The organism is Martelella sp. K41-7, assembly GCF_055808365.1.
This window is the reverse complement of record NZ_CM147867.1, coordinates 3,970,308-3,991,083: the sequence shown is the minus strand read 5'-3', so window position 1 is coordinate 3,991,083 and position 20,776 is coordinate 3,970,308. Positions and strand designations below refer to the sequence as shown.

Genomic DNA, 20,776 nt, shown 5'->3' with positions numbered 1-20,776 from the left:
GGGGCCTTTTTTGGTTTGGCGCGCTTTCTCAGCCCCCGGCCCGCAAGCGTGTAGAGCACGAATTTGCAGATCAGCACCGGTCCCTTGGCCGCTTACGCCAGCACCCCTTCCGGATAGCGCAACTCAACCCCTTCGGTATCGATCAGATCAGATATTTCCGGTGTCGGCGGCCCGTCGAGAACCAGAAGGTCGGCATCACCCAACCGCCCGCGCTTGGCCGGTGCGGGGCGCGAGAACTTGGAGCGGTCGGCGACCAGGATCGAAATGCGGCAGCTCATGCGGATCGCTTCACGTGCGGCGGCCTCTTGCTGGTCGAAATCGACGAGCGCACCGTCCGGTTCGACACCGGCAACACCATAAATACCGAAATCGGCGCGGTAGCCATTGAACATGGTCTCCACGTCCTGGCCGATCAGGTCGCGGTCGGGCAGACGGATCATGCCGCCGGGGATGAAGATGCGGTTTGAGGCGTTGGGGCTGAGCGCCATGGCGACATTGATATTGTTGGTCACAACGGTCAGGTCGTCGTGATCGACCATGGCGGCGGCCACCATTTCCGGCGTAGTGCCGATCGAAAACATCACCGAGGCGCGGCTCGGGATCATCGCGGCGACAAGCTGGCCGATGCGGCGCTTGGCTTCCGGGTGCGACAGGCGCCGTCTGTCATAGGAAAGATTGACACCGGCGCTCATCCGTTCCACGCCACCATGGCTGCGACGAAGCTGATCCGCTCGGCAGAGCATGTTGACATCGCGGCGGATGGTTTGCGGCGAAACGCCGAACTCCTCCGCAAGCATTTCGATGGTCATCGTGCCATGCGCCTCGACAAGAGCCGCTATTTTCGTTTGACGGTCATTGATGTTCATTGGCGCCACTGATTTGCGATTTCGATGCGCAAGCGAACATCCGTCCGGTCGGTGACAGGGTTTTGAACCTCTGATGACGTTTGAATGAAAACGGCATGCGCACCGAAATCGAGGCCGTCCCGATCCAGCCATTCGTAACATTCGCCTTCAACCGGATTTCCCGAGGCGCCCTTGTTGCAATTAATTCTTAATTACACTAGAGATACAAATACGGATCTGTGCACCCAAGACCCAAACGCAACAGGAGAGAAATATGTTTGACCAGATGAGGCGGTCGGTTCTGACTGCTCTGGTGGCTCTGACCGCCACGGCCGCGACCGCAGTGCTTCCGGCAAACGCCGCCGAGGACGGCAAGTTCAAGGCCGTCACCACCTTCACCGTGATTGCCGACATCGCCCAGAATGTCGCAGGCGACGCGGCGGTCGTGGAATCGATCACCAAGCCGGGCGCGGAAATCCATAATTACGCACCGACACCGCGCGATATTCTGCGCGCCCAGGGTGCCGATCTGATCCTGTGGAACGGGCTCAATCTGGAGCTCTGGTTCGAAAAATTCTTCCACAACCTCGATGATGTCCCCAGCGTCGTGGTGTCCGACGGTGTCGCGCCGATGAGCATTTCCTCCGGACCCTATGAAGGCAAGCCCAATCCACACGCATGGATGTCGCCGACCTCGGCGCTGATCTATGTCGACAATATCCGCGACGCCTTCGTGGAATACGATCCGGACAATGCCGCGATCTACAAAGCCAACGCGGAGGCCTACAAAAATGAGATCAGCGCGATCGTTGGGCCGATCCAGGCAGAGATCGATACCGTGCCTGACAACAAACGCTGGCTGGTCAGCAGCGAGGGTGCGTTCTCCTATCTGGCCCGCGACCTCGGACTGAAGGAGCTTTATCTGTGGCCGATCAACGCCGACCAGCAGGGGACGCCACAGCAGGTCCGCCAGGTGATCGATGTGATACGCGAAAACGATATTCCGGTGATTTTCTCCGAGAGCACGATTTCACCGGCCCCGGCCCAACAGGTCGCTCGCGAGACCGGGGCGCAATATGGCGGCGTTCTCTACGTGGATTCCCTGAGCGACCCCGACGGACCGGTCCCGACCTATATCGATCTTCTCAAGGTCACATCGGACCGCATTGCCAAAGGGCTTTCAACCAATTCATAAGTTAAAGTCGAGACAATTGCCGCTTCGCCCGGCAAAGGCGGAGCGGCCAAACTTTTCAAAAGAAGGGTATTGCCGGCATGAATAAACCAGCAGAGGGACGCCTTGGCCGGACTGAGCAGGAACGGCAGACCGGCATTGCGGTCAGCGACGCGACCGTCACCTACCGCAACGGCCTGACAGCCCTGAATGATGCGACATTTACAATTCCAACCGGCTCGATCGCGGCCCTTGTCGGGGTCAACGGTGCGGGCAAGTCCACCCTGTTCAAGGCGATCATGGGTTTCGTCCGGCTGGCGAAAGGCGAGATTTCGGTTCTCGGCATGCCGGTGTCACAGGCGCTGAAGAAGAACCTCGTGGCCTATGTCCCGCAATCGGAAGAGGTCGACTGGAATTTTCCGGTGCTTGTCGAAGACGTCGTGATGATGGGCCGGTATGGCCATATGGGGCCGTTCCGCCGGGCCAAGAAGGCGGACCATGAGGCGGTCGACAGCGCCCTTGCCCGTGTCAACATGACCGAGTTCAGGCATCGCCAGATCGGTGAACTCTCCGGCGGCCAGAAAAAGCGCGTGTTTCTGGCGCGCGCTTTGGCACAGGATGGCTGGGTCATTTTGCTGGACGAGCCGTTTACCGGCGTTGACGTCAAGACCGAGGATCAGATCATCAAGCTTTTGCGAGACCTGAGGGACGAAGGCCGGGTGATGCTGGTCTCCACCCACAATCTCGGCTCCGTGCCGGAGTTCTGCGATCATACGGTGCTGGTCAAGGGCACGGTGCTTGCCTATGGCCCGACATCGGAAACCTTCAACGAAGCCAACCTGTCTTTGGCCTTCGGCGGGGTGCTGCGCCATTTCATGCTCAACGGTGCAAACCACGAACCGCCAAACCCGGTCGGTATCTTCAGCGATGACGAGCGGCCGCTGATCATTCGCGACGGCATTGTCCAGATCCGCGACGAGGGCGGAAAGGCGGAGGACGAACGCTGATGTCCGTAATCCTCGAGCCATTCAGCTATCACTACATGACCAACGCCATGTGGGTCTCGGCGCTGGTCGGCGGCGTCTGCGCGTTTTTGTCCTGCTTCCTGATGCTCAAGGGCTGGTCACTCATCGGCGATGCCCTTTCACATTCGATTGTGCCGGGCGTTGCCGGCGCCTTCATGCTCGGTCTGCCATTTTCCCTCGGCGCATTTTTCTCCGGCGGGCTGGCCGCTGCCGCCATGCTGTTTCTCAACAACCGTACCAAGCTCAAGGAAGACGCGATCATCGGCCTGATTTTTTCGTCGTTTTTCGGGCTCGGCCTTTTCATGGCGTCGATTTCGCCGACATCGGTCAACATCCAGACCATTGTGCTTGGAAACATTCTGGCGATCACCCCGGAAGACACGCTGCAGCTGGCCATTATCGGCTTCGTGTCGCTCGCCATCCTTCTGTTCAAGTGGAAGGATATGATGGTCACCTTCTTTGACGAGAACCATGCGCGCTCCATCGGCCTGAGGCCTGGGCTGCTGAAGGCTGTCTTTTTCACGCTTCTGGCCGCCTCCACCGTCGCCGCGCTTCAGACGGTCGGTGCATTTCTGGTGATCTGCATGGTCGTCACCCCCGGCGCAACGGCCTATTTGCTGACCGACCGTTTCCCGCGCCTGCTGATGCTGGCCGTTGCCATCGGAACGCTGACCAGTTTCTTCGGCGCCTATGCCAGCTATTTCCTCGACGGTGCGACCGGTGGCATCATCGTCGTGCTGCAAACGGCGATTTTCCTCTTCGCCTTCGTGTTCGCACCCAAACACGGGCTGAGGGCCGCCCGTGCCCGTGCCAGAAAAGCGCTGGAGGTCAGCCGATGAACATCATCGATACCCTGATGCTGCCGTTCCAGTTCGACTTCATGATCCACGCGCTGATCATCTCCACCATCGTTGCCGTGCCAATGGCGCTTTTATCATGCTTTCTGGTGCTGAAGGGTTGGTCGCTGATGGGCGACGCGATCTCTCATGCGGTGTTTCCCGGCGTCGTCATCGCCTATATCGTCGGCTTTCCCTATGCCATTGGCGCTTTTGCGGCGGGCATGATCTGCGCGCTGGCGACCGGTTACCTGAGTGACAACAGCCGGATCAAACAGGACACGGTGATGGGCATCGTCTTTGCCGGCATGTTCGGTGTCGGGCTCGTCATGTATGTGAAGATCCAGTCATCGGTCCATCTCGACCATATCCTGTTCGGCGATATGCTCGGCGTATCGTGGCGCGACATTGCAGAAACCACAGCGATTTCCGTGCTGGTGGCTGGCGCGCTTGGCGTCAAGTGGAAGGACTTCCTGCTGCATGCCTTCGACCCTGCGCAAGCGCGCGCCGTCGGGCTTCGCGTCAATTTTCTGCATTACGGACTGTTGTGCATGATTTCGTTGACGGTCGTGGCAGCGCTGAAGGCCGTCGGCATCATTCTCGCCATCGCCATGATGATTGCGCCCGGCGCGATCGCCTTTTTGCTGACACGGGATTTCGCGCGCATGCTGACCCTGTCCGTTGTCATCGCCATGGCCGCATCGTTTCTGGGGATTTATCTGTCGTTTTTCATCGACAGCGCGCCTGCGCCCACGATCGTGTTGCTGCTGACCGCCGTCTTTGTCACTGTCTTCGTCTATTCCACGCGCAAGGCCACACGTGCCGAGATCGACTGACCGGCGGGCCGGCGGGCCGGCCGAGGATTGCAATTGCGACACAACTGGCTTAGTTGCAAAAGCGCGCGTCTACGGCTTGGATCCCTTGAAAGGCGGAAGGCCGGCCCGATGGCAACGGAAGGGAATACCGCATGGACATCGAAACCCTCTGTACCGAAAACGGCCTGCGCATGACCAAACAGCGCCAGGTCATTCTTCAGGTCCTGGCCAGCATGGACGACCACCCGGATGCCTCGGAACTCCATCGGCGCGTGGTGGAGATCGATCCCGGCGTTGCCCTTGCGACCATCTATCGGACCCTCAAGCTTCTGGAAGAAAAAGGCATTCTCGAAAAACACAAATTCGGAGACGGGCCGGCCCGCTTCGAAAGCGCTGAACAGCCGCACCACGACCACCTGATCGATGTCGAAACCGGCAAGGTCATCGAGTTCCGCTCCGACGAGATCGAACGCCTTCAGGAAGAGATCGCGCGCCGCCACGGTTTCTCGATCGTCAGCCATAAACTCGAGATCTATGTGAAGTGCCGCAAGCAGTAACCCGGACCGGCTTACCTGAGCAATGCCGCCGCATTCACCGCTGCTTTCGCGAACGCGCCGGTTGCGGCAAATTGACATAATGCAAGGCGATGACAATTCGGTTCTTGCCCTGCAGCCGGGATTCAGCAATGTTTCCAGCAATCGATGCGACTGAAACGGAATGAAGGGGGCAGGCTTGCGGGTTATAACGTCAGCAATACGCGAACTGGCGGCAGCACTGGCCGTGATCGCCCTTTTTGCGCTGACCTTCATCTACCAGCCCGTGATATCGGCACCGACCCAACCCGACGCCTTCTTTTCTCTGATTTCATCTCAGAACAGCTATTGCGGAAGCGCGCCGTCGGACGATAGCACCTCACGTCATGGCCCCTGTCACGCTTGCCGTTCCAACGCCTGTGTCCTGCCCCCGCCACCAGACGAGGCCGTTCCGGCCTATCACGGTTTCGTCGCCCACGTCTTCACCTTCGCAAACAGGTTTTCGCCGCTTCGGGTATTCGAAGGTCGCTACAATGCACGTGCACCTCCGTTGACTGTCTGAACTTTTGAACCGGCCATTACGGCCTGCAAAATCATGACAATTCCAAACGGAGTAATTTCCATGACCCCATTCATGAACCGTCTCGCACGCGTTGGCGTCCTCAGCCTCGTCAGCCTGACTTTTGCCAACGCGCATATTCCATTGGCCGCCGCACAAACGGCAACGGCAGAGACCGGCAAAAGCGCCGAACACAACGGCGGCCATGACGCTAAGCCCGCCAGCGATGTGATGGTTGGCGACCTCGAGATTTCCGGGACCTTCGCCCGCGCCACACTTCCGGGCGCCCCGGTCGGCGGCGGCTTTCTGACGATTACCAATCGCGGCGATACCGACGACCGTCTTGTCAGCGCCTCGTCCGAAGTCGCCGGCGTTGTGCAGCTTCACAACATGCGCATGGATGGCGATGTGATGAAGATGTACCAGATGCCTGATGGCATTCCGCTGCCAGCGCACGAGACCGTCACGCTGAAACCGGGCGGCTTGCATGTCATGTTCATGAAACTGAACGGCCCGCTTGTTGAAGACAGCGTCATCGACGTTGAACTGACGTTTGAAGAGGCCGGCAAGGTAACGGTTGCCTTTCCGGTAAAAAGCATTGCCGCCAAGGAGGCTGACCCGAGTTCGAACGGCATGGATCACGGCGGCATGAAGGCTGACTAGACAGGCGTTTGCTACGTCAAACGCATCGGGCCGGGCACAGTCAGCCCGGCCTTTTTCGCAGGCCGGACCTTTCTGGTTTCACGCGCCAGACTTCTGGTCGCTACCCTATACCTGCTCGAACTCAGCTTTTGCCCACCTGTAGATGTCCATGCGATCGCCATCTGCAAGGGGCGTATCGCGTTTGACGATACGGCAAAAAACAACGAGATGCCCTGCCCGATAAAAGGGAAGACGTTCCTTGCGCGGTTTGCCTCCGGTCATGTCGTCCTCTATTCCACAATCGCCACGGACTTGACCTGGGCGAAGACCGGCTTTCCCGGCGCAAGCTTGAGAAGCGACGCCGAGCGCGCGGTCAGGCGGGCAATCAACGGCGTACCGCCGACATCCACCCTCACCGCAACGACAGCGGGATGATCCCCTTCAGCGATCTCAACCACCGTTGCAGGCAGATGATTGACAATGGAAACGTTGTGAGATGCCTCCAGCGCCAACGAGACATCGCGCGCGAGCACCATCACCCGCACAGTGTCACCGACCGGCCTTTTCGGGTCGCGCACCCAAAGCGAACCGCCGGTAAAAGTGACGCGCGCCAGATGCCAACGGGTATCGATTTCCGCCACTCTTGCATCAATCGCGATCCCGGCCCCCTCCTCCCGGCGGATCGGCAGGTCGAGCCGCGCGAGGGTTTCCGTAAGCGGGCCTGAGCCAAGAACCCGGCCGCTCTCCAGCACCGCGATATGGTCGGCAAGCCGGGCCACTTCACCCGGGGCATGGGTCACATAGAGAACCGGAATGGAGAGTGTTTTCCGAAGACTTTCCAGATAGGGCAGGATGTCCCGCTTGGCGGCGACATCGAGCGCCGACAGCGGTTCGTCCATCAACAGCAGTTTCGGCGCAGTCAACAGCGCGCGGCCGATGGCCACCCTCTGACGCTCACCGCCGGAAAGCTTGCGGGGCGCGCGCTCCAGAAGGTGAGCGATGCCAAGCAGTACAACCAGTTCATCGAACCGAGCTTTTGCCGCATCGCGCTCGCCGCGACCAAGCCGTCTGAGACCAAAGGCGAGATTGTCGCGAACCGAAAGGTGCGGGAACAGATTGGCATGCTGGAACACGTAGCCGATGGCCCGGCGATGCGGCGGAAGAAAGGTCCTGTCGTCCTGCCAGACTTCACCATCAACGGTCAAATGCCCGCGCTCAAGGTGGTTCAGTCCGGCAAAGCAGCGCAGCAGCGAGGTCTTGCCGCAGCCTGACGGCCCGAACAGCGCGGTGACGCCGTTGGCCGGAAAGGCCAGATCGACATCAAGAGCGAAGGCGCCAAGCCTGCCCTTGAAACGGGCGGAAATCGGTTGGTCACGCATGGTCATCGCAGCCTTTCCCGCATCCGCCGTTCAATCAGCATCATCGACAGGATAACGATGAAGGAGAACACCACCATGCCCCCGGCAAGCACATGGGCCTTGCCCCATTGCAGGGTCTCCACATAATCGTAGATGGCCACCGACAAGACCTTGGTTTCGCCCGGAATATTGCCGCCGATCATCAACACCACGCCGAACTCGCCGACCGTATGGGCAAAGCCGAGAATCGCACCGGTCAGAATACCCGGACGGGCCAGCGGCAGCGCAACGGTGAAGAAGCGATCAACGGGCGAAGCGCGCAGCGTTGCCGCCGCCTCCAGCGGTTCCTCGCCAAAAGCCTCAAACGCATTGCGGATCGGCTGGACAGCGAAAGGCAGCGAATAGATCACCGAGCCGACGACAAGGCCGGTGAAAGTAAACGGCAGTGTAAAGCCGATCACCGACTTGATCGCCTGGCCGAGCGGGCTTTGCGGCCCGAGCGACAAAAGCAGGTAAAATCCCAGGACCGTGGGTGGCAGAACCAGCGGCAGGGAAACAACCGCTCCGACCGCTTCCCTCCACCACGCTTTCGAACGCGCCAACCACCAGGCAATTGGTATGCCGACCAGCATCAGCAGAATAGTGGTCAGAAAAGCGAGTTTGAGAGTGAGGAAAACGGCTTCAGCCATCAGGTTTAGAGCTTTCCTTTTGGGTCACGCCTTGTCGCGAGCCTTATTCAACCGCATAGCCGTAGCTTTCGATAATGGCTTCAGACTTGTCGCCTTTCAGAAAATCGAGAAAGGCTTTCGCCGTGTCGTTATCGGCACCGGCCTCAGTCAAAACGGCGTCCTGCCGGATCGGCCTGTAGAGGTCATCCGGCACGACCCATTGCGATCCGTGGTCGCTGCCGATCACCTGAGAGAGCGCGACAAAGCCGAGTTCGGCATTGCCGGTGGCGACGAACTGATAGGTCTGCGAAATGCTGTCGCCCTGAACCAGCCTGGCGTCCAGCATATCGTAGACGCCAAGCGCTTGCATGGTCTCGAGAGCGGCCGCGCCATAAGGGGCTGAAGCCGGGTTGGCGATGGCTACCCTTGAAAAATCGTCAGGCCTCTTAAGAACCGCACCCTTGTCGTCCACAAGGTCAGCATTCTCGCTGAACAGCACCAGCTTTCCGACGGCATAGGTGAACTCGCTGCCTTTCACCGCGTATCCTTCATCAACCGCCTTTGTGACCCGCGCCTGGTCGGCAGCGAGGAACACGGAAAACGGCGCGCCATTGGCAATCTGTGCATAAAGCTTGCCGGTGGAGCCGAAAGACAACAGCACCGTATCACCGGTCTCGACCTCAAACGCTGCGGCGATATCCTTGGCCGCATCGGTGAAGTTAGCAGCAACGGCGACATTGATTTTCTTCGCGTTGGCAAAGCCCGTGGGCAGAATGACGGCTGCGGCAGCGATCAGTGACAGGATCAGTTTCATGGCCAATTCCTTGCAATAAGGGGTTATGCTTTCAGCCAAGCGCCAGAATGATCTGTGAGGCCTTGATCAGTGCGGTCATCCGTTTTCCTGTTTCAAGCGCCATCGCATCTGCGCTTCTACCGGTGATGATGGCGGTGAGCGTCTTGCCGCCGCCGATGTCAAGAACCACTTCCGCGTTGACCGCGCCGGGCTCCACGGACACCACCGTGCCGCTGATGCGGTTGCGGGCCGATGACAGGATATTGTCGCCGTCCTCCAGCAAAATGGGGGTCGAGGCCTTGATGAGCGCGTAGGCTTGCTGCCCCGGCGCAAGCGCGAGATTGGCAACGCTCGGCTCGGTCACGATCACCGCCAGCATGACATCAGGCGCAATCTTCAGAAGGACTTCGGCATTGACAGCACCGTGGGATACGGCTTCGACAACGCCGTGATAGCAGTTCCGTGCACTGGTTCGCATCAACGGACTCCAGGAAAGGGTCGCGGCCGGAACAGAAAGGCCGGGGTTTTCGGAAATGACGGTCTCCAGATGCGCCACCACCTCACCGAGCGCCGCTGTCAGCTGCCGGTGGGCCGCAAGCGCTCGCCTTCCCTCCTCGGTCACATCCGTCCCGCCACCGCCGGCGCCGCCCGCCCGCTTGATAATCAGCGGGCGCGGAAACAGGTTGTTCATCGCGTTCACCGCATCCCACGCCCCCTTGTAAGAGAAGCCCGTGGCTCTGGCCGCGGCGGAAATCGAACCAAGACGATCGATCTCGGCCAGAAGCTCGAAACGAGCCTTCCCGACCCGGTCTCCCGAGGCAGTTTCAAACGTCAGTGCCGGAACAAGCCCGCTCATTTCCCATTCCCGGTTTTCGTTATGCAGTCAAACTATATAGCGCATCAAACATCTAAAGCAATCGCCATAAAGAGCTCTCCGACCAGAACGCGCGAAAGCCGCTTCCATTGCCGCACCTGGATCGGCGTGTTGAGCCCCGGTTTACCTCGATCTGTGCCATCCGGGCGGCATCGACCAAAACGTCGCCAGCGCGCTAATGTCCTATATAGGACGGGTTGCGCCTCAAGATCCGGCAGACGGCTGGGCGCATCAGTGACGCACCACCGCTGCTTCTCAGCGCGGCCTGGCCGCCGTAACAGCGATGTCGAACGGAGCGGCACCTGCAAATTCAGCGCGCGCCCGCGCGCCGGGCGTCACCTCGTGAATACCGGTCGTCATGCCGGTCAAAACGATATCACCCTTCTGGATCTTGCGTCCGCGCGCCTTCAGGTTCCCGGCAAGCTGGCGGATCGATTCCAGCGGGCCACCGGCGGGCTTCGCTGCGGATCCCTCGCCGGCCAGCGTGCCCTCAACCAGCATACGCGAAGTCATGTCTTCGAACTTCAGTGTCTCCCAGCCTTCAATCACCGGGCCGATGACGGCACCGGCATTGTTGCCGTGATCGCTGACCACGGCGACCGGACCGATGGCATTCAGGCTTGGCAGCGGTGAGGACGCAACCTCCGAACCGGCATGGATACCCTCAAGCGCGGCGAGGATAACGGCATCGCTGAAGCCCTCTTCGCCCGGTTCCAGATCCTGCGCGAAAACCGCGACGAATTCGGCTTCCAGTGCTGCAAACCCGCCGTCATAGACCATCACTTCAGCAAGGCCGCCCTCGGGCAAGCGGTGGAGGTTTTCGGCAAAGGTCGGGCCAACGATCCGCGTCGCGCCGAGCTTTTCCTGAAGGTCGGGATGCACACCAGCCACCTTCCATCCCGCAATCGACCGGCCGTCGAGTTCAAGCACCTTTTCCTGCACCTGATAGGCCTGATCAAGCGTTGCGGGCAGTTCACCCGGAAATCTATCGAGAGTCTCAGCCTTCAGCCGGGCCTCAACAAAAGCGGTTGCCACTTTCAGGATATCTTCTTCGGTCACGGTGCCTTCCAAAATAGCTCAGAGATTTGAGAACGGGCGTTCGGCAACCTCCTCGTATTGCGGCGGCCTGCCGATACAGGCGAGTATACCGCCATCGACATAAAGTACATGACCGATGATGAGTGCCGAAGCCATCGGCTTCAGTCATATGTGCGCAGGCACTTCGCCAGGCGCACACAGGCCTTGGCTCTTTCTGAAAAACAGCGCAAGACGGCCGCGACCCTGTCGACAGGCTCAGGACATGCGGACGGATCCTCATGTCTCGAGGCATAGCCGATGTCGGTGGCACTGCGCAGTATGCGCCGTTTCGCTGACCGCAAGGTATCCGGCCCGCATCTCGGCGTTGCGGGTGTTCAGAGCAGCTGGTCGCTGCTTTCATCATCCGCCGCAATGTCGACCTTGCCTTTGCGCTGCTTTGGCTCTGCGCTGGCTTTGACCGGCAGATCGGACGCTTTTTCAACGGCGTCGGCACTGCCGGTGCTCACGGGTTTAGCCTTGGCTGTTTCCGTATTTCTTGCAAAACGTATCATTTGGATTTCCTTTGAACTGGCATCTGACAACTGACGACGACTGGTTCTTCTTCAATCAACTCGATACATAATTAACACACTGCTTTTATTCGCTCTTTGAACGCAAACGCATTCCATCAAGAGATCATGCTCAAGCGCGCCTGCCTGAATGAAACCAGGCGCTTGGTCCGTTCATCCCAAAGCACGAACCTGACGCAGCGCAGGCTCTCGAGGAACGTAATCCGTCCGGTGTCGCGCAGTTCCGGATAATCACGCAACACTTCCGGCAAACGATAGAACGGCACCTTCGCCGCGAGGTGGTGAACATGGTGAATTCCGATGTTGCCGGTAATCCACCGCAGCGGCAGCGGGAGGTCATAATGCGAACTGCCATGCAGTGCTGCATTCTGGAAGTCCCAGCTGCGACCCTCGGACCAGTGCGTCTCTTCAAACTGATGCTGGATATAGAAAAGCCACACCCCGGCTGTCGCGGCCATCAGCGTGATCGGCAGCTGCACCGCCAGAAACGCAACCGGGCCCATGAGCCACATCAGCAAGCCAACGGGAATGGCGGCGCCGATCGTGGTGACAATGGTCGATGTCCATGGTTCGATACCTGCGCGCATCAGACCGAGCGGCAGGCGGTACTGGCAGATAAACAGCCAGGCAGGACCAAGGCCAAACATCACGACGGGATGACGATAAAGACGATAGCCTAACCGTCCCCAGGAAGACAAAGCCCGGTATTCCCGGACGGTCAGCGTATCGACATCGCCAATACCGCGCTTGTCGAGATTGCCCGTCGTCGCATGATGGACGGCATGGGTGCGGCGCCAGTAATCATATGGCGTAAGGGTGAAAATACCGATGACGCGGCCGGTCCAGTCATTGACGCGTCGTTGGCCGAAAAGCGCGCCGTGCCCACAATCATGTTGCAGAACAAACAGACGAACGAGGAAACCGGCCGCCGGAACCGTAAGCAACAGCGCCCACCAGTGGCCGTTCAGGACGGCGACGGCAAGCAATACCCACAAACTGACGAAAGGGAGAGCTGTAATGAGGACCTCAACCGTGCTGCGAAGCGGGTCTGGTTGCCGGTAGGGAGCAAGCGCCGCAATCCACGAGCGATGGCTCCGTTCGATTTCGGCCTTTGAAGCACTGCTGTTCAAGGTTTTTCCTAGCTGCGGTCTTCGCTTGATCGTAATTGCCCGAGCAATCTGTCACGAAAGGCTCTCGCGCAACAACAGGGGCTCCAAAGCAAAAAAGGCCGGGCACATTGCCCGACCGATCGCTCTGCCTTGATACTCCGTGCCAGTACATCCGTGGTCAGGGAGCAAAGACGTGAGTTAAGCAGCCCGCAGGTTTTCCGCAGCGCTCTTGCCAGACCTATCGTCGGTCACGACGTCGAAGCTTAGCTTCTGGCCTTCTGAAATGGTGCCCATTCCGGCGCGTTCGACAGCGGAAATATGAACGAATACGTCCGATCCGCCGCCCTCAACCTCAATGAAGCCGAAACCCTTGGTGGAGTTGAAAAATTTCACTGTACCAGTGCTCATGACGATTTCCTTCCAATCAATCAGAGAAAAATGCCCGGCGGGCGTTGATGGCCACGCAGGAACGATAAATTCGACGTTGATGGGAAATTCATCAGAGCGCGTTGCGCAAAATAAAGTTCTACAAACAAGATCGATCTAGGCTCTATGCGCCTAATTCTTGTCTAAATCAAGGCCAGGATCGAGTTTTATCGAATATAAATTCAAAATAAGTAAATATTTTTATTTAAAAAATATTACTTCGCAACCGCAGTATTTACTTAAAATTCGGATTTTATCCATTTTTTAAAATTCAAACCGATCCGATAGATTCGCCTTAAAGGACCCTCTCAGGCAAGCCCGCCGAAACGTCGGTCTGACGCAGTTCGTTCTGTATGAACCGTATCGGGTGCTTTTCTGAGTAGAGCTCCGACCCGTTGCAGCTCAGCCGGTCATCGTCTCACGGCAAGCGAGCATTACCGAATATCCGGGTCACCGTCGCAGCAAGTGCGACGGTGACCCGGACAAAGCTGTTTCTCACATGGACGAAAGTGCTTTTGCAATGCCACGCACTTCCGACAAACCGCGCAGCCGGCCGATCAGGGGATACCCGGGGTTGGTCTTTCGCGACTGGTCGTCGAGGATTGCGTGGCCATGATCCGGACGGAAGGGAAGCTGGACACCACGCGCCTTCTCCACATCCAGCGCGGCCTTGACGACCGCCACCATATCGACGTCGCCTTCAAGGTGCGCAGCTTCGTGAAAGCTGAGCCCGTCCGCCTCGCGCTTGGTCGTGCGCAGATGCAGAAAGTAAACCCGCTCCCCGTGTTTTTTCAGCATTTCCGGAAGATTGTTGTCGGGGTGCACGCCGTAGGATCCGGTGCAGAAGGTAAAGCCATTGGCAAGGCTTGGCACCCGGGCGGCAATCCGGTCCATGTCTTCAACGGTCGAAACCACCCTCGGCAGCCCGAACAGCGGACGCGGCGGGTCGTCAGGATGGATGGCCATAACGCCACCGGCTTCTTCGACCATCGGAACGACGATTTCGAGGAAACGGCCAAGCTGTTCTGCAAGCGCTGCGGCATCGACCGCGTTGTAGCGGGCAAGCTGGGCGCGGAAATCCTCCAGCGTGTAGCTTTCCTCGGCACCAGGCAGGCCGGCCAGTATGGTGCCGGTAAGTTTGGCGATCGAATCCGCGTCGAGCGCTTTGAACCGGGCCTCAGCTTTTGCGACATCATCTGCCGGATAATCGACTTCCGCCCCCTTACGCTGCAATATGAAAACGTCAAATGCGACATAGAGCAGATAGTCGAACCTGAGCGCCAGAGCGCCGTCTTCCAGCGGATAGGTCAGGTCCGTGCGCGTCCAGTCGAGCACCGGCATAAAATTGTAGCAGATCGTCTTGACGCCTTCGCGCGCGAGGTTCTGTGCGCAACGGCCCCAGGTTTCGGCAAGCTTTTCCCAGCCGGGTTCGGCGGTCTTGATCTTCTCGTGAACCGGAATGCTCTCGACAACCGACCAGGTCAAACCGGCTTCGGCAATCATGTCACGACGGGCGGTGATCATATCACGCTCCCACAGCACGCCGTTCGGCAGCTCGTGGAGCGCGGTCACGATATCGGTCGCGCCAGTCTGGCGTACCTCAGCAAGTGAAATCGGATCATTGGGTCCGAACCAGCGCCAGCTTTCCTTCATCGTATTCTCCTGTCATTTACTCATCATCAGCCTGAAGCGTCGTATGCTCGAAGCGCCGGAAGGCTTGCGCTCCTGACTGAAAAACCGGTTCCCGACGAGTTGGCCGTTTCACCGGCGCCTAACCCACGATCCGCCCTAACTCGTGAGACCCGAAGACATAGCCGTCAAAGGCCGGATCATCGACATCCGACAGCGTCATCAGGGTTTCGCGCACATTCTGCAGATGCGTCCACATCGCCTGCCGGGCACGCGCCGGGTCCTTCATCTGCAGCGCTTGCAGTATTTCCTGATGGTCCTGCAGCCAGCGCCGGCGATAATCGCTATCGAAAACGCGGGTGTGAAGTTGCGCCCACATCCGGCTTTTCTTGCGCTTGCCCCAAAGCTCATCCAGCAGATCGACAAGAACGGCATTCTGTGTGGCGACCGCGATCAGCCGGTGAAAAAGCTCGTCCGCCTCATAACCATCATCCGTTCCCTTTTCGATGGCCTCACGCTCCATATCGAGCGCCTCACGCATTCTTCGGATATCGGCCATGGAAACCATTTCGGCAGCAAAGGCGGCAATGGTTGATTCCAGAAGCTGGCGGGCCTGCAGCAGTTCGAACGGCCCGAAATCATCCGGCAGGTCTTCGGGGCGCGGCTCTTTATGTTCAACCGCTTCCGATGGCGTGGCGAGATAGATACCGGAGCCTTTGCGTACATCGACAAGGCCTTCGAGTTCCAGCGTGATCACGGCCTCGCGCACCAACGATCGGCTGACCCCCAGCTCTTCGGCCATCTGACGCTCAGTCTTGAGACGGTCGCCCGGCTTGCAGTCAGAGCGGCTGATCAGATCGCGGATTTCGACGGCGACCTCCTGATAGCGGCGCTTTACGGTTTCTCTCATTTTTCAACCTCCGCTGCAGCAACCGCGTGATAGAATTCCCGCAGTATCGCGAAGGATTTCTTCTTGGTTGCCTTGTCTGCAGCAATCAGGCCTTTTCTGTTGAAACCGCGCTGAAAAATTCCCTGCCGGCGCTCCGTGCGGAAATCATAGAGGATCCACGGCGACATACCCTTGACGAAATCGAGGTCCTTCAGCGTGCTGATCTGCTTTTCATAGACCTCGGCCTGGTAATCCTCGGAAAACAGTCCCTCTTTCGGCCCCTTCTCGGTAATATCCGCATCCGCGCCGGTTTCAGAGATGACGACGGGCCGGTCGGGCTGCGAATTGGCGAGGATTTTCGGCAATTCGGAGAAATCCTCGTCATACCAGCCGTAATATTCATTGATGCCGATGATATCGAGGTGGGCGGCAAGCCGGTCCTCGATCTTCAGTTTCGCATGATTCACGAGGCAGGCGGCCGCAATCAGACGCGTCGGATCTTCCGCGCGCGCAGTTTCGGCAAGACCGCGCATGAAGGCAAGCCGGGCATCGGTATCGGCATTTTCGTTGCCGACCGACCAGATCGCAACGCTTGCGCGGTTGCGGTCGCGGCGGATCAGTTCGATCAGTTGGTTCCGCGCATCGCGCTCGGTTGCCGGGTTTGCAAAATCAATGGCCCAGTAAACAGGAATTTCCGCCCAGACGAGGAGGCCGAACTCATCGGCCAGTTCAACCGCGCGTTCGTGATGGGGGTAATGCGCAAGCCGTACGAAATTGCAGCCCATCTCCTTGGCGTGGGCATAGCGTTGACGCAGGTCTTCCTCGGTCACGACCTTGCCGAGCTTGTCGTCATCTTCATGGACGGAGATACCGCGCAGCCAGAGCGGACGGTCGTTCAGGTAAAGCTCCCGGCCCCTGCGCTCGATCGCGCGAAAACCGACCCGGTCCGACACCCGGTCATCGCCGGCGCTGACCTGAACATCGTAGAGCTTCGGACGCTCCGGCGACCACAATAGCGGCGCAGCATCGATATCGATGCTTCCCCTGCCGTCGGCAAGCTTCACGGTCTCGTTGATCCCGAGCTCCGGAATCGAAATTTCCGCCGTCTCGGCGCCTTCGGCGACGACGCTTGCTGTCAGGCCACCGGCGCCGCCGGGTTTCAGGTGAATGAAAAAATCACGGATCAGGCTTTCCGGCGTTTCAACCAGCGAGACCTCGCGATAGACACCGCCATAGTTGAACCAGTCGGTATTGCGCATCGGCACACGATCCGTGGTGCGCACATTGTTGACGCACAGCATCAGCCAGTTGCGTCCGTCACTCAGACGGCCGGTCAATTCAGCAAAGAACGGCGTCGAGCCGCCGTAATGGTTTCCGACGAATTCGCCGTTGAGGAATACCTTGCAGTCATATTGCGCGGCACCGACGCGCAGGAAGCTGCGCTTGCCGGGGTTCGGTGCAAAATCGATAGGGCGGGTATACCAGGCGCTGCCTTCGAAGAAGTACCATTTTTCCTTGAGCATCTGCCAGCAGGACGGCACCGGCACGGTCTCGCCCATATAGGGATCATAGTCCCAGGGCTCTTCGCGGTCGCGCGGGGCGGCCGGCTCCATGGCAAACCATTTCTGGCGCAGGCCGGTATCAAGCAGATCAACACAGAAATTCCAGTCGCCGTCGAGCGAGGTTTGCTCGCGGTCGCCCATGAAGATCATGGTGGTGTGGTTAAGGTTCTGCGGGTTGAAGGGACGATCATAATCCTCGTCATGCAACGCCTGCAGCGCATTTTCCGCCAATTCTGATCGCTCTAGCATGATCAACCTCCACCGGGATCTTTAAGACTGCATGAGGTGGCCGGCCACTCAAAGCGGCCGGCCAATTTGTTGGGCGACTTAGTTGTCGCTGTAGTTGGCACCTTCAGCCTGGATGCGGTCGACCAGGTCAGCAACAGCCGGAGAGCTGCCCTTGACTTCGTCATACATCGGCTGAACGGCCTCGATGAAAGGCGCCTTGTCGACGGTGTTGACCGTCACACCCATTTCCTCGATTTCGCCCATGGTCTTGGAGACGATTTCGTCCCACTGCTCGCGATGGAACTGCATGGCCTCGCCGGCAGCCTCACGGAATGCGGCCTTGTCCTCATCGGACATGGAATCCCAGGCGCAGTTCGAGATCACCACAACGGAGGGGATCATGGTGTGCTCGTCGAGCGAGAAGTAGTCAGCCACTTCACCGTGACGCACGGTGGTCAGAGCAGTGGGATTGTTTTCCGCACCATCGACAACACCCTGCTGCAGGGCGCTGTAGAGTTCACCATAGGCGAGCGGCGTCGGGCTGCCGCCAAGCAGCTCGACCATGCGGATGGCGGACGGGCTCGGCTGAACGCGGATCTTCATGCCCTGCAGATCGGCCGGCGTGTTGATCGGCTTGTTGCCATAGAAGGAACGCGCACCCTCGATCAGGAAGGCAACGCCCTGAAAGCCCTTGCCGTAAGAGGCATCAAGGATTTCCTGGCCGATATCGCCGGTCAGGACATCAAACTGATGATCTTCGCTGAGGAACAGGTACGGCAGGTTCAAAGCGGAATAGGTCGGCTCGAAGGCTTCCAGCTCGCTGGCATTGCTCTTGGCCATATCGAGCACGCAGCTCTGGACCAGTTCCATGGATTCGCGCTGGTTGCCCAGCTGGCCATTCGGGAAAACCTGAATGTCCCATGCGCCATCGGTCAGTTCCGAAAGACGATCACCCATGAATTCCATGGAGATGTGCAGCGGATGATCCGGCGGGTTGTTGTGATTGAGGCGAAGCGTGCGCGCTTCGGCAGTTGCAGCAAAGGCGACAGCAGCGACGCCCGTCATCAAAGCGACTTTGGAAAAGATCTTCATATCTTCCTCCCGGCACCCGTTCGTTTGAGGAGAGGTTTACGGCCGCCACAGAGTGCCTTATTGCAGCGGATGGGGGCATGGTTGACCAAATACTTCTAAGTGTCAACCAAAATAGATAAATTGGTTGACCAATTTTTTGTTTTGGTTCATGGTCCCACCATCAGCCAGGGTTTTGCCCGGAATGGCTGCACAAAGAACTCGCTTAAGGGAGGGTCGGATGTCCGAAACAGGAAAACCCGACACGATCAGCCGTTTCATAGACGGCCTTGCCAATGTGATCGACGCCATTTTGCGCGTCATTATCGTTGCCGGTTTCTCCGGCATGGTCGTCTGTGTGGTGTGGCAGGTCATGAGCCGCTACATCTTGCGCGCGCCATCAATCTACACCGATGAAATCGCCCGCTTTCTGTTCATCTGGATGGCGCTGGTCGGCGGCGCCTACACTTTCGGCAAGGGCCGGCATCTTGCCATCGAGATTCTCGCGCCGGCGCTCAAAGGCTGGCGCAAGCAGCTGGCGCAGCTTCTCGTTGTCGGGGTGATCGCCTTCTTCGCCATCGCCGTGATGATCAACGGCGGCGGAGCTCTTGTGGAGCGCACACTTGCCAACGGTCAGGTCTCGCCTGCCCTGCAGATGCCGATGGGCTACATCTACCTGGCCATTCCGATCTCCGGCGCCGTCATTCTTTTCTATTGCCTGCAAATGGCCATCCGGCTTTTCCACGGCAAGACGCCCGTTGAAGCCCCGCCCGCTGAAGCCAGCGGACCTCTGAACTAAGGGGAGATCCTTTCATGCTTATGTCCTATGCCCCGCTGGTCCTTTTCGGCAGCTTCATTTTGCTGATGGTGCTTGGCGTCCCGATTGCCTTTTCCATTGGTGTCTCGGCCACCCTCACCTTTGCGCTGTTCGTCGGCATCGACCAGTCCTTTTTCATCGTTGCCCAGCAAATGTCATCGGGCCTCGATTCGTTTACCCTTCTGGCGATCCCCTTCTTCATTCTGGCCGGCAACATCATGAACCGAGGCGGCATCGCCCGCAGGCTCATCGATTTTGCCAAGGTGCTCGGTTTTGCCCTTCCCGGCTCGCTTGCGCATGTGAACGTGCTCGCCAACATGATGTTCGGCGCCCTTTCGGGGTCGGCCGTTGCATCGGCGGCCGCCGTCGGCGGCGTCATGTCGCCCTTGCAGAAGAAGGAAGGCTATGACCCGGCCTATTCGGCCGCCGTCAACATCTCGTCCTGCACCACCGGCCTTCTGATCCCACCGAGCTCGACCTTCATCGTCTTCTCGCTGATCTCGGGCGGCACCTCGGTCGCAGCCCTCTTCGTCGCCGGTTATGTTCCGGGCATCCTCATGGGGCTCGGCATCATGATCGTTGCCGGCATCATCGCCAAGAAGCGCGGTTACCCGACACAGCCGCGCCCGACCACCGGCGAATTCTTCAGGAAGGGCCTCGACGCTCTGCTGCCGCTTGGCCTGATCGTCGTCGTCATGGGCGGCATTATCGGCGGTATCTTCACCGCCACGGAAGCCTCGGCCATCGCCGTCGTCTACACGCTGCTGCTGGCCTTTGTCTGGTATCGCGAAACCTCGCTCAAGCAACTGCCGTCGATCATTCTCGAATCGGCCATTACCACCGCTGTCGTGCTGCTGATGATCGGCTGCTCGATTGCGATGTCGCGCGCCATGGCCTTCGGCAATATTCCGAACATGATTTCCGATTTCATGCTCGGCCTGTCGGACAACCCGATCATGATCCTGCTGATCCTGAACGTGGTCCTTCTGGTTGTCGGCACCTTCATGGACATGACACCGGCGCTTTTGATCTTCACCCCGATCCTTATGCCGGTCGTACAAAAACTTGGCATGGACCCGGTTCAGTTCGGTGTCATGATGACGCTCAACCTGTGCGTCGGGATCTGCACCCCGCCTGTCGGCTCGGCTCTCTTCATCGGCTGCTCAGTCGGAGGAACCACGATCCCGAAGGTGATCAAACCTCTGATACCCTTCTTCCTGACCCTGATCGCGGTTCTGATGCTCGTCACCTATGTCCCCGCAATCAGCCTCGGCCTGCCCCGTCTGCTTCTGGGTTATGGCGGCTAACACAACGGGAAAAAG

General features: G+C 58.8%; 22 protein-coding genes. 9 read left to right on the top strand and 13 right to left on the bottom strand.

Annotated features, from left to right (window positions below):
• Positions 1 to 92: 92 nt before the first annotated feature.
• Complete coding sequence (locus AC0L7L_RS18990) at positions 93 to 866, bottom strand: DeoR/GlpR family DNA-binding transcription regulator (protein WP_272213656.1); 774 nt, start codon at positions 864 to 866, stop codon at positions 93 to 95.
• A gap of 253 nt (positions 867 to 1,119) precedes the next feature.
• Here AC0L7L_RS18990 and AC0L7L_RS18985 point away from each other — a divergent pair, with 253 nt between their 5' ends.
• The 7 genes from AC0L7L_RS18985 (at position 1,120) to AC0L7L_RS18955 (ending at position 6,447) form a co-directional block, all read left to right on the top strand.
• The gene (locus tag AC0L7L_RS18985; protein WP_272213655.1) at positions 1,120 to 2,040 is read left to right on the top strand and encodes a metal ABC transporter substrate-binding protein; all 921 of its coding nucleotides are present in this window, start codon (positions 1,120 to 1,122) and stop codon (positions 2,038 to 2,040) included.
• Between the two features lie 77 nt (positions 2,041 to 2,117).
• Complete coding sequence (locus AC0L7L_RS18980) at positions 2,118 to 3,023, top strand: manganese/iron ABC transporter ATP-binding protein (RefSeq protein ID WP_473510717.1); 906 nt, start codon at positions 2,118 to 2,120, stop codon at positions 3,021 to 3,023.
• On the top strand, positions 3,023 to 3,880 hold the full coding sequence (locus tag AC0L7L_RS18975) for a metal ABC transporter permease (RefSeq protein WP_473510714.1): 858 nt from the start codon (positions 3,023 to 3,025) through the stop codon (positions 3,878 to 3,880). Before AC0L7L_RS18980 ends, AC0L7L_RS18975 begins: the two co-directional genes overlap by 1 nt.
• Entirely contained in the window at positions 3,877 to 4,713 is an 837-nt protein-coding gene (locus AC0L7L_RS18970) for a metal ABC transporter permease (protein ID WP_473510712.1), read from the top strand. The genes AC0L7L_RS18975 and AC0L7L_RS18970 overlap by 4 nt, the downstream gene beginning before the upstream one ends.
• Positions 4,714 to 4,844: 131 nt before the next feature.
• Positions 4,845 to 5,249: a Fur family transcriptional regulator gene (locus AC0L7L_RS18965; RefSeq protein WP_272213647.1), complete on the top strand. Its 405-nt coding sequence runs from the start codon at positions 4,845 to 4,847 to the stop codon at positions 5,247 to 5,249.
• Between the two features lie 175 nt (positions 5,250 to 5,424).
• Complete coding sequence (locus AC0L7L_RS18960) at positions 5,425 to 5,787, top strand: hypothetical protein (protein WP_473510708.1); 363 nt, start codon at positions 5,425 to 5,427, stop codon at positions 5,785 to 5,787.
• Positions 5,788 to 5,847: 60 nt separating this feature from the next.
• Entirely contained in the window at positions 5,848 to 6,447 is a 600-nt protein-coding gene (locus AC0L7L_RS18955) for a copper chaperone PCu(A)C (protein ID WP_272213646.1), read from the top strand.
• A 269-nt stretch (positions 6,448 to 6,716) separates the two neighbouring features.
• On the opposite strand, the gene modC is transcribed toward AC0L7L_RS18955, so the two are convergent.
• The 12 genes from modC to AC0L7L_RS18895 form a co-directional block, all read right to left on the bottom strand.
• On the bottom strand, positions 6,717 to 7,811 hold the full coding sequence (gene modC / locus AC0L7L_RS18950) for a molybdenum ABC transporter ATP-binding protein (RefSeq protein ID WP_473510705.1): 1,095 nt from the start codon (positions 7,809 to 7,811) through the stop codon (positions 6,717 to 6,719).
• Positions 7,808 to 8,473: a molybdate ABC transporter permease subunit gene (gene modB / locus AC0L7L_RS18945; RefSeq protein ID WP_272213642.1), complete on the bottom strand. Its 666-nt coding sequence runs from the start codon at positions 8,471 to 8,473 to the stop codon at positions 7,808 to 7,810. The genes modC and modB overlap by 4 nt, the downstream gene beginning before the upstream one ends.
• Before the next feature lie 43 nt (positions 8,474 to 8,516).
• The gene (gene modA, locus AC0L7L_RS18940; protein ID WP_272213641.1) at positions 8,517 to 9,266 is read right to left on the bottom strand and encodes a molybdate ABC transporter substrate-binding protein; all 750 of its coding nucleotides are present in this window, start codon (positions 9,264 to 9,266) and stop codon (positions 8,517 to 8,519) included.
• 31 nt (positions 9,267 to 9,297) lie between these two features.
• The gene (locus AC0L7L_RS18935) at positions 9,298 to 10,101 is read right to left on the bottom strand and encodes a TOBE domain-containing protein (RefSeq protein ID WP_473510702.1); all 804 of its coding nucleotides are present in this window, start codon (positions 10,099 to 10,101) and stop codon (positions 9,298 to 9,300) included.
• A 273-nt stretch (positions 10,102 to 10,374) separates the two neighbouring features.
• Complete coding sequence (locus AC0L7L_RS18930; protein WP_272213639.1) at positions 10,375 to 11,178, bottom strand: 2-keto-4-pentenoate hydratase; 804 nt, start codon at positions 11,176 to 11,178, stop codon at positions 10,375 to 10,377.
• A gap of 353 nt (positions 11,179 to 11,531) precedes the next feature.
• Complete coding sequence (locus AC0L7L_RS18925) at positions 11,532 to 11,708, bottom strand: hypothetical protein (RefSeq protein ID WP_272213638.1); 177 nt, start codon at positions 11,706 to 11,708, stop codon at positions 11,532 to 11,534.
• A 116-nt stretch (positions 11,709 to 11,824) separates the two neighbouring features.
• Positions 11,825 to 12,856: a fatty acid desaturase gene (locus AC0L7L_RS18920; protein ID WP_473510695.1), complete on the bottom strand. Its 1,032-nt coding sequence runs from the start codon at positions 12,854 to 12,856 to the stop codon at positions 11,825 to 11,827.
• A gap of 177 nt (positions 12,857 to 13,033) precedes the next feature.
• Positions 13,034 to 13,243, bottom strand: coding sequence for a cold-shock protein (locus AC0L7L_RS18915; RefSeq protein WP_272213636.1), 210 nt, complete (start codon positions 13,241 to 13,243; stop codon positions 13,034 to 13,036).
• Between the two features lie 513 nt (positions 13,244 to 13,756).
• Complete coding sequence (gene uxuA / locus AC0L7L_RS18910; protein WP_473510691.1) at positions 13,757 to 14,914, bottom strand: mannonate dehydratase; 1,158 nt, start codon at positions 14,912 to 14,914, stop codon at positions 13,757 to 13,759.
• Positions 14,915 to 15,032: 118 nt separating this feature from the next.
• Positions 15,033 to 15,800, bottom strand: coding sequence for an FCD domain-containing protein (locus tag AC0L7L_RS18905; protein ID WP_272213635.1), 768 nt, complete (start codon positions 15,798 to 15,800; stop codon positions 15,033 to 15,035).
• Entirely contained in the window at positions 15,797 to 17,590 is a 1,794-nt protein-coding gene (locus AC0L7L_RS18900; protein ID WP_473510690.1) for a glycoside hydrolase family 2 protein, read from the bottom strand. Before AC0L7L_RS18900 ends, AC0L7L_RS18905 begins: the two co-directional genes overlap by 4 nt.
• Before the next feature lie 78 nt (positions 17,591 to 17,668).
• The gene (locus AC0L7L_RS18895) at positions 17,669 to 18,661 is read right to left on the bottom strand and encodes a TRAP transporter substrate-binding protein (RefSeq protein WP_473510687.1); all 993 of its coding nucleotides are present in this window, start codon (positions 18,659 to 18,661) and stop codon (positions 17,669 to 17,671) included.
• Between the two features lie 217 nt (positions 18,662 to 18,878).
• Here AC0L7L_RS18895 and AC0L7L_RS18890 point away from each other — a divergent pair, with 217 nt between their 5' ends.
• Positions 18,879 to 19,436: a TRAP transporter small permease gene (locus tag AC0L7L_RS18890; protein ID WP_272213631.1), complete on the top strand. Its 558-nt coding sequence runs from the start codon at positions 18,879 to 18,881 to the stop codon at positions 19,434 to 19,436.
• Between the two features lie 14 nt (positions 19,437 to 19,450).
• Positions 19,451 to 20,761, top strand: coding sequence for a TRAP transporter large permease (locus AC0L7L_RS18885; protein WP_272213630.1), 1,311 nt, complete (start codon positions 19,451 to 19,453; stop codon positions 20,759 to 20,761).
• The last annotated feature ends 15 nt before the right edge of the window (positions 20,762 to 20,776 follow it).